The 8,313-nt window shown below is 32.4% G+C and carries 8 protein-coding genes, 1 tRNA gene and 1 other RNA gene; all 10 read right to left on the bottom strand.

What is annotated here, in order from left to right:
* Nucleotides 1-499: 499 nt before the first annotated feature.
* Nucleotides 500-754 (bottom strand): pro-sigmaK processing inhibitor BofA family protein, encoded by a 255-nt coding sequence (locus JJE11_RS09910; protein ID WP_291635077.1) that lies wholly within the window; start codon nucleotides 752-754, stop codon nucleotides 500-502.
* Between the two features lie 113 nt (nucleotides 755-867).
* On the bottom strand, nucleotides 868-1,146 hold the full coding sequence (locus JJE11_RS09905; protein ID WP_291635075.1) for a YaaL family protein: 279 nt from the start codon (nucleotides 1,144-1,146) through the stop codon (nucleotides 868-870).
* 62 nt (nucleotides 1,147-1,208) lie between these two features.
* Complete coding sequence (gene recR / locus JJE11_RS09900) at nucleotides 1,209-1,805, bottom strand: recombination mediator RecR (protein ID WP_291635073.1); 597 nt, start codon at nucleotides 1,803-1,805, stop codon at nucleotides 1,209-1,211.
* Nucleotides 1,806-1,847: 42 nt separating this feature from the next.
* Nucleotides 1,848-2,186: a YbaB/EbfC family nucleoid-associated protein gene (locus JJE11_RS09895; RefSeq protein WP_291635070.1), complete on the bottom strand. Its 339-nt coding sequence runs from the start codon at nucleotides 2,184-2,186 to the stop codon at nucleotides 1,848-1,850.
* A gap of 227 nt (nucleotides 2,187-2,413) precedes the next feature.
* Nucleotides 2,414-4,030, bottom strand: a complete 1,617-nt coding sequence (gene dnaX / locus JJE11_RS09890; protein ID WP_291635069.1) for a DNA polymerase III subunit gamma/tau — start codon at nucleotides 4,028-4,030, stop codon at nucleotides 2,414-2,416.
* A 204-nt stretch (nucleotides 4,031-4,234) separates the two neighbouring features.
* Nucleotides 4,235-4,500: signal recognition particle sRNA large type (ffs, locus tag JJE11_RS09885), an RNA gene on the bottom strand.
* A gap of 10 nt (nucleotides 4,501-4,510) precedes the next feature.
* Nucleotides 4,511-4,600, bottom strand: a tRNA-Ser gene (locus JJE11_RS09880).
* Nucleotides 4,601-4,803: 203 nt separating this feature from the next.
* A complete protein-coding gene (gene lgt, locus JJE11_RS09875; protein WP_291635067.1) occupies nucleotides 4,804-5,571 on the bottom strand; it encodes a prolipoprotein diacylglyceryl transferase in 768 nt (255 codons plus the stop codon).
* Nucleotides 5,572-5,727: 156 nt separating this feature from the next.
* On the bottom strand, nucleotides 5,728-7,464 hold the full coding sequence (locus JJE11_RS09870; RefSeq protein WP_291635065.1) for an NADH-dependent [FeFe] hydrogenase, group A6: 1,737 nt from the start codon (nucleotides 7,462-7,464) through the stop codon (nucleotides 5,728-5,730).
* Between the two features lie 18 nt (nucleotides 7,465-7,482).
* Nucleotides 7,483-8,313: NADH-ubiquinone oxidoreductase-F iron-sulfur binding region domain-containing protein (locus JJE11_RS09865; protein ID WP_291635063.1), on the bottom strand; the 831-nt coding region annotated here is incomplete at its 5' end.

Below are 8,313 nucleotides of genomic sequence, written 5' to 3'. Positions count from 1 at the left end.
GCTAAGTCATCATGTGACGACTTCTACTATTTTACTATTAAACTTACAAGTTGTCAACAAATTTTCGAATGTTTTTTAATAACTACAGCAAAACTTGATAACTTACTTTTCGCATGTCGTTACTTGTCATCAGCGACATGTAGTATTCTATCATAGAATATCTCTCATATAGTTTAGTCTAAACTAATTAAAATAAACTAGGTGACCTATTCTTGGATTTTTAAACTTTATCTCTACATACCTTATATTGATACACCAGGACAGTTATTTCTCAAATTCACACTACCACCTAACAAATACTGCATATAATAATTTTAGTCTTTACCATATACTCTAAGTATTATCCTTAATAACCTGCAAATATACTATTACTAAATCTTTTATTTATAAAAGACGAAAAATATGAGGCACATTCAAATAAATAGACTAGCTTACTGCCAGTTCTTCATTTGAATATGCCCCCCCTCTACTAATGTAAACAATCATCACTAAAATACTTTTACATTAGTTTATCAAAAATTATTAAAAATATTACCCCTGGTACTCCGAAAAATCCTGCAATAAGCGCTCTTGCAGCATTTATAGGCATAGTTACTCCTACATACTGTCCTAAAAAGTTAACAATTAGTAAAAGTAAGACTCCAAACACTCCGTTCAATATTAATTTACCTAATATTTTTAGCGGCCAAGAAAATAGCTTGACCACGATTACCATAGCCACTATAGCGATCAAAAAATATAATGCAACCTCCATATATAAGTCCCCCTACTTTAATCTTAGATTTTAACTTCTTAAATCATTATGTTCTATTAATAATATATTTCACAGTTTCTCAATATATTATCAATTCCATTAAATATATATTTTTATCGATTTATAGCATCAAGCTCTTCTATCATATAACTAGCATCAATAGTTACGCCTATTCTTCTAGCTTCTAATAAAAAAAATATATATTTAGCTTTAGCTTGATTTTCCCTATAAATCGCATAATCTACAAGTCTAGGATCATCCGCTGCCCCAAAGTAATTTTTTGCGCTTTCCCACTCGAGTTTAGCTTCTTCAAATTGCATAATAATATCCTTTTGTTCCTCTGTATATTTTGTAGTTAAAAACAATAATTCAATTATTTTTTTTCTATTCATAATAAAAAAACCTCCCATTTTATATCTTTCCTAAATTCTTGACATAAAACAGGAGTAATATTCTATATTTCTTTTCTTCCTTCTAAAGCTTTAGAAAGTGTTACTTCATCTATATATTCTAAATCTCCACCCACCGGGATGCCGTGCGCTATTCTTGTGACTTTTGCTCCTAGTGGTTTCAATATTTTAGATATATACATAGCTGTAGCTTCTCCCTCTATGTTAGGATTAGTTGCTACTATTACTTCACTAACTTCCCCGTTAATCCTTCTTATGAGTTCTCTTAATTTTATATCTTCAGGACCTCTTCCTGCCATCGGAGATATTGTTCCATGAAGAACGTGATAAACCCCATTAAATTCTCTTACTCTTTCCATTGTTATAATATCCTTTGGGCTTTCAATTACACATATAATACTCTTATCACGATTTGGGTTAGAACAAATTGAGCAAGGGTCTGTATCTGTAAAGCTTCCGCATATAGAACAATATTTTATAGTCCCTCTAGCTTGAACTAGAGCTCCCGCAAACTCTTCCACTTCTTCCTTAGGAAGATTTAGCACAAATAGCGCTAACCTCTGAGCTGTTTTTTTGCCTATACCGGGTAGTTTAGCAAATTCTTCTATAAGTTTTTCTATTGCTACTGGATAAAAATCCAATCTAGTCACCTCATAACAATCTAGTTTTTATACTACTGTTTATTAAAACATTCCTGGCATGTTCATTCCGCCTGTTAATTTACCCATTTCACTACTTGTTTCATCTTCTGCTTTCTTTAGCGCTTCATTACATGCACTCATAATTAAATCTTCAAGCATTTCAACATCATCTGTATCAACTACTTCAGGTTTTATCTTTACTTCAATAAGTTGTCTCTTTCCATTAGCTATCACAGTTACTGCTCCACCACCAACAGATGCTTCATATTTCTTGTCTCCTAAATCCTTTTGCATCTCTTCCATTTCCTTTTGAAATTTTTGAGCTTGCTTCATTAAACTATTCATATTTCCACCCATACCTGGAAATCCACCTTTTGCCATAATAGTTACCTCCTATTTATTCTTTATTTTTTTTTAATATTATTATATTTATCTCCTTTAGATTCATAACAAGTAGAATTTAATTTCAGTAGTTATAATCTAAAAGGATATATAATGCTAATCAATTATAACTTTTCTTTATTATTATATACTAATACCTATAATAATTTCCAGTAAAATAAACTTTCTTTTAAGTAATCTGCATTTATTAGTCTATTATCGTAATCCTATTCATCTAGTATTTCCACAAGGTCTTCTCCAAATGTCTCTATTAATATATCTTCAGGTAATTTAGCCCGCTTTTCCTCAGTTTCTATGGTATATTTTATTTTCACCGGTTCTTTTAGTGATTCAGAAAATATTTCTTCTATTAAATTTCTATTTTCCTCTTTCTCAAGTCTAACTTTATTAAATGCATATTGCTTTTCGTAACCTAGCTCTATTATACCTCCACTGCAGGACACAACCTCCCCTGTCAATAAAGAAGCATATATAACCATATGTCGTCTAGCTTTAAACATATCTAAAATATCTTTAAAAGACTTTTTCACAATATCTACCGTTAATTTAGAATCAGCATTATGCTCTTGTATTGGTCTTATTTCTGTTTTTTTCTTTGGCTTTTTTTCTGTTTTTGAATCATTCTTTTCAGAAATTCTAGGTGTTATACTTTCACATGCTACAGTTATCTTTCCTTGCTTTATTATTTCTTCTAATTTGTTTATTCTAGATAATAATACTTCTTTTGAAGTATCATATTCAATTTTGCACATTTTAATAACTGCAAGTTCCAAATAAATTCTATTTTGCTTACTCCATTTAGCTTTCTCTTCTGCATCTTGAAGTATCTTTATATTCCTCATAATTTCTTCTACTCTAATTTTAGATGATTGCTTTTTTAAAATATCTATATTCTCCCTTGACATATCTAAAATATCTTCTACATTTTCACTTACTTTAGCCATCAAAAGATTTCTCATGTGAGTGGTCATATCTTTTATAAATACATATATATCTTTACCACTAGAAACTATTTCATTTATACCCTTTATTGCCCCTTCAATATTTCGATCTATTACACTGTCTGAAAGTTTTGTAAGACTCTCAGATGTTACAAGACCCAACATATCTATAACATTATCATACTCTATCGCACCATCATTCATTGATATAGCTTGATCTAAAATACTTAAAGCATCTCTCATAGCTCCATCAGAAATTCTTGATATTAATTTTAAACTATTATCATCTACAGAAATTCCTTGCTCCGTAACTATTTTTCGAAGCCTTTCAAATATTTCTACACTTTTTATTCTTTTAAAATCGAATCTTTGACATCTAGATAGTATAGTTATTGGCAGTTTTTGAGGATCGGTTGTGGCTAGTATAAATATTATGTGACTTGGTGGTTCCTCTAGTGTTTTTAAGAAAGCATTAACTGCTCCTATTGATAACATATGTACCTCATCTATAATATAGACTTTATATCTAGCTTCCTGTGGTGGATATGCAACATCTTCAATTATATCTCGGATGTTATCTACCCCATTATGTGATGCTGCATCTAGCTCAGTGACATCTATTGCCGTCCCTGAATTTATCTTCTTACACATTTCACATTCATTGCATGGCTCTCCATTATCAGAATTCAGACAATTAACCGCTTTAGCTAATATCTTAGCTGTTGAAGTTTTCCCTGTTCCTCTTGTACCACATAAGAGATATGCGTGAGCTATACGCTGGCTATTTATTTGGTTTTTTAAAGTTATAGTCACATGTTCTTGCCCTACTACATCTTGAAAAGTTTTTGGTCTCCATTCTCTATATAAAGCCGTATATGCCATAAATTTCACCTCCTATAAGTCATGGTTTTTTTACAAAACCTTATGGATTTGAAAACTCAATTATTAAACATCAATTATTAAAATTCATATATTTTACTTTAAATAATTATATCATTTAAAGTAAAGTATTAGTTTGTATTTATAAAAAAATACAAACTAATAAAAAAAGATGCCATATTAGGCATCTTATAATTCTTATGTAGACCGTACACCTCGCTTCGATGTATAAACTATGCGCGTTACCTATACAGTTAACTCAAATCAGGTTGATCCACGGCACATGGAAGGTTTCACTTACCGCTGCTTCCTTCCGGACCTCACGGGGTTCATGAATTTCCATTGCGTGGGGCCCAATTATCAACGCCACTTATATAAGTCAGACCACACAGTTTATAACCTCGGCGAGGAATTCACCCCTGCTGTAGCGGGTTGCAGGTTACAGGGCACCGCTAACTCCCCAGCTAGTACGGAAATATAAACTGGCGGAAAAAGAGGGATTCGAACCCTCGGTAGAGTTTCCTCTACACACGCTTTCCAGGCATGCTCCTTAAACCACTCGGACATCTCTCCATAAAGTACTTTAATATTTGCATACACCTATTTAGTGCAACATAAATAAGTATACTATTAATAAATAGTAATTTCAATAGCTATTCACTAAAATATTTTTTAAACTTCTTCAAAACATAGATATAATATACTATTCTTGAATTTATTTGTTTATAAAACATATTTTACAAATTATTATTATACCTCATAAGATAAGATATGAATTAGTAATCTAAATCTCTTTTCTTATAATTCATCACAAGGAATGCAATCCATAAAGCAATTCCTGCAAGACTTATTAGTTGTGCTACTCTTACATCTCCAAACATTAAACTATCAGTTCTGAGTCCTTCTATAAAGAATCTTCCTATAGAATATAATCCTATATAACTAAAGAACACTGTCCCTGCCTTATATGTTTTTGTTAATAAATAAACCAATAATAAACATACTATCACATTCCATATTGATTCATAGAGAAAAGTTGGATGATAATAAACGCCGTCAATAAACATTCCCTTTTGTATAAAATCCGGAAATATGCTTATAAACCCTTGCGTAACTGGTCCTCCATGGGCCTCGCTGTTAAAGAAATTTCCCCATCTGCCTATAGCCTGCCCAATAATTATAGATGGTGCTGCCACATCAGCAAATTTTAAGAGATTCTCTTTTTTATACCTTGTATATATTAATGCCGCTATCATACCAAATATAATTCCACCATGTATAGCAAGCCCACCTTGACGAATATTGAACACTTGCATTAGATTATCCTTATATTGATCAAATTCAAATATTACATAATAAGTTCTAGCTCCAATAATAGCTATGGGAAAAGATATTAATACAATATTTAAAAGCTCGTCGTAATCAAGACTTTTTAATTTTGCAGTAAAACTAGCTAATATAATTCCAACCATCATTCCTGTTGCAATAAAAATTCCGTACCATTTAATGTCTAATCCAAATATATTAAATGCTGTTGGGTCCATAATTAACGCTCCTTTTGTATTACTATTTTGTCATTTATTCGTAAATTTAATACTTCATATAATTAAAAGAATCAAGTTTTCAAATTAAACTTGATTCTTTATAATCAATTTTATATTAAGTGTGTACGATTATGATAAAAAAGTAAAGAGAAATATTTAAAATTTATTTCTTATTGTATACTTAGTATGCAATAACTTATGGCTTAAATGACCATTAGGTTCCCCTAAAAACTCCTCATATATTTTTGTTATTTGTGGGTTTTTATGCGATTTCCTTATAGGTAAATCTTTATCTTCATCATATATAGCTTTTGCTCTTTCCTCTGGAACATTAATTTTTTCTTTTATTTGTGAATTAACTATTGGTTGACCTCCACCATTTACACATCCACCAGGGCATGCCATAGCTTCAATAAAATCATAATGCTTCTCACCACTTCTAACTAAATCTAATAATTTTCTAGCATTACCTAGTCCATGAACCACAGCTGCAGTTATATTTCTTCCATCAGGTAATTCTATAGTTGCTTCTTTAATACCCGTAAGACCACGAACAGCTGAAAATTCTATTTGCTCTAGTTCTTTTCCAGCTAAGAGTTCAAATACAGTTCTTAAAGCAGCTTCTGTGACTCCTCCAGTTGCTCCAAATATTACTGAAGCTCCAGTGGATTCTCCAAAAGGATCATCAAACTCTTCATCCTTTATATTAACAAAATCTATATTTGCCTCTTTTATCATTTGAGCGAGTTCCCTAGTAGTTAGAACATAATCTACATCCTGCATACCATTATTAGATAGTTCTTCTCTTTCGCCTTCAAACTTTTTAGCAACACAAGGCATAATTGAAACAACTACAATATCCTTAGGGTCAACACCAATCTTTTCTGCAAAATAACTTTTAATTAGTGCCCCTTCCATTTCACTAGGCGATTTGCAAGTTGATAAATTAGGAATTAAATCAGCAAAATTGTGTTCAACGAATTTTACCCATCCAGAACAGCAGGATGTCATTAGTGGAAGATTTTCGCCATTACCTAATCTAGTTAATAGCTCAGTTCCCTCTTCCATAATAGTAAGATCTGCTGCAAAGTCAGTATCAAAGACTTTATCAAAACCTAATTTCCTTAAAGCTGAGGTCATTTTACCTGTAACGCGACTTCCAATTGGCATACCAAATTCTTCGCCCATCGCTACTCTTACTGCTGGTGCTGTTTGAACTACCACATACTTATTCGGATTTTCTAAAGCCTTCCAAACAGGTTTTATACTTTCCTTTTCATGTAAGGCTCCTACAGGGCATGCTAAAATACATTGACCGCAATTTATGCATAGTGATTCACCTAAAGGCCTCTCATAACTAGTGGTAACCTTAGTGTCAAATCCTCTATTGGAAAAATTTATTGCATGGACAGTTTGAATGTTTCCGCAGGTTGAAATACATCTCCCACAAAGAATGCACTTTTCAGGGTCCCTCACAACAGAGCTGGAAGAATCGTCCAAATTTTCACCGCTTTTTTCTCCACTATATCTTATATCTCTTATATTTAATTCCTTTGCTACTGTTTGTAAATCGCAATTCTCACTTCTTATACAAGTAGTACATTCTCTTTTATGGTTAGATAATAATAACTCAACTACCATTTTCCTTGCTTCTCTCACTTCAGCAGTGTTAGTTTTTATTTCCATTCCATTCTCAGCTGGAAGTGTACAAGATGCAAGTAATTTTTTTCCTACTTGTACCACACACATTCTACAATCAGCTACCTCATTCACTTCTTTTAAAAAACATAATGTAGGTATTTTAGCCCCAGAAAACTTTGATGCCTCGAGTACCGTGGTTCCTTTTGGAACTTCTACACTTATTCCATCTATAATCAAGTTTACCATTTCCACTTTTTTCACCTCCTAATATTATATTTTAACAATAGCTTTGAATCTACATATGCTTATGCACATTCCACATTTCAAACATACATCCTGATCAATTACATGAACTTCTTGTAGCTTGCCACTTATAGCCCCTACATTACAATTACGAGTACATAATCCACAGCCTTTACACTTGTCCTCTAAAATCACATATTGAATTAGAGACCTACAAACTTTAGCTGGACATTTCTTATCTCTTACATGAGCAATATATTCCTCTCTAAAATGATGAATAGTAGAAAGTACTGGATTAGGTGCCGTCTGGCCAAGTCCACATAGTGCAACTTTTTTTATTCCCATGGCTAAATGTTCAAGTTTATCTATATCCTCCATTTCGCCATTTCCTTTTGTTATATTTTCAAGCATTTCAAGTAATCTTTTGGTTCCAATTCTGCATGGAGTGCACTTACCACAGGACTCATCCTTTGTAAAATCAAGGAAAAATCTAGCTACGTCCACCATACAATTATCTTCATCTAAAACTATCATGCCACCGGATCCCATCATAGAGCCAAGAGCAACTAAGTTATCATATCCAATTGGAGTATCAAGTTCACTCTCTGGAATACATCCACCTGAAGGTCCTCCCGTTTGAACCGCTTTGAAGTTCTTTGCATTTGGTATTCCGCCACCTATTTCAAAGATTGTTTCTCGAAGCGTAGTTCCCATAGGAATTTCTATAAGACCAGTGTTTGTAATTTTTCCTCCTAATGCAAATACCTTTGTACCCTTACTTTTCTCTGTGCCTATGTTGCTAAACCACTCAGCTCCCTTTAATATAATAGGAACTATATTAGCAAATGTTTCAACATT

Origin of the sequence: Clostridium sp. (genome assembly GCF_016650095.1) — a bacterium.
Lineage (GTDB): Bacteria > Bacillota > Clostridia > Clostridiales > Clostridiaceae > Clostridium_AD.
The sequence above is the reverse complement of the archived record's forward strand: the minus strand, read 5'-3'. Positions and strand labels throughout refer to the sequence as shown.

What these genes read in the sequence shown, in the direction of transcription:
- dnaX (WP_291635069.1), bottom strand. Translation starts at nt 4,030, where the DNA reads ATGGCATATACGGCTTTATATAGAGAATGGAGACCAAAAACTTTTCAA.
- lgt (WP_291635067.1), bottom strand. Translation starts at nt 5,571, where the DNA reads ATGGACCCAACAGCATTTAATATATTTGGATTAGACATTAAATGGTAC.
- JJE11_RS09895 (WP_291635070.1), bottom strand. Translation starts at nt 2,186, where the DNA reads ATGGCAAAAGGTGGATTTCCAGGTATGGGTGGAAATATGAATAGTTTA.
- JJE11_RS09905 (WP_291635075.1), bottom strand. Translation starts at nt 1,146, where the DNA reads ATGAATAGAAAAAAAATAATTGAATTATTGTTTTTAACTACAAAATAT.
- JJE11_RS09910 (WP_291635077.1), bottom strand. Translation starts at nt 754, where the DNA reads ATGGAGGTTGCATTATATTTTTTGATCGCTATAGTGGCTATGGTAATC.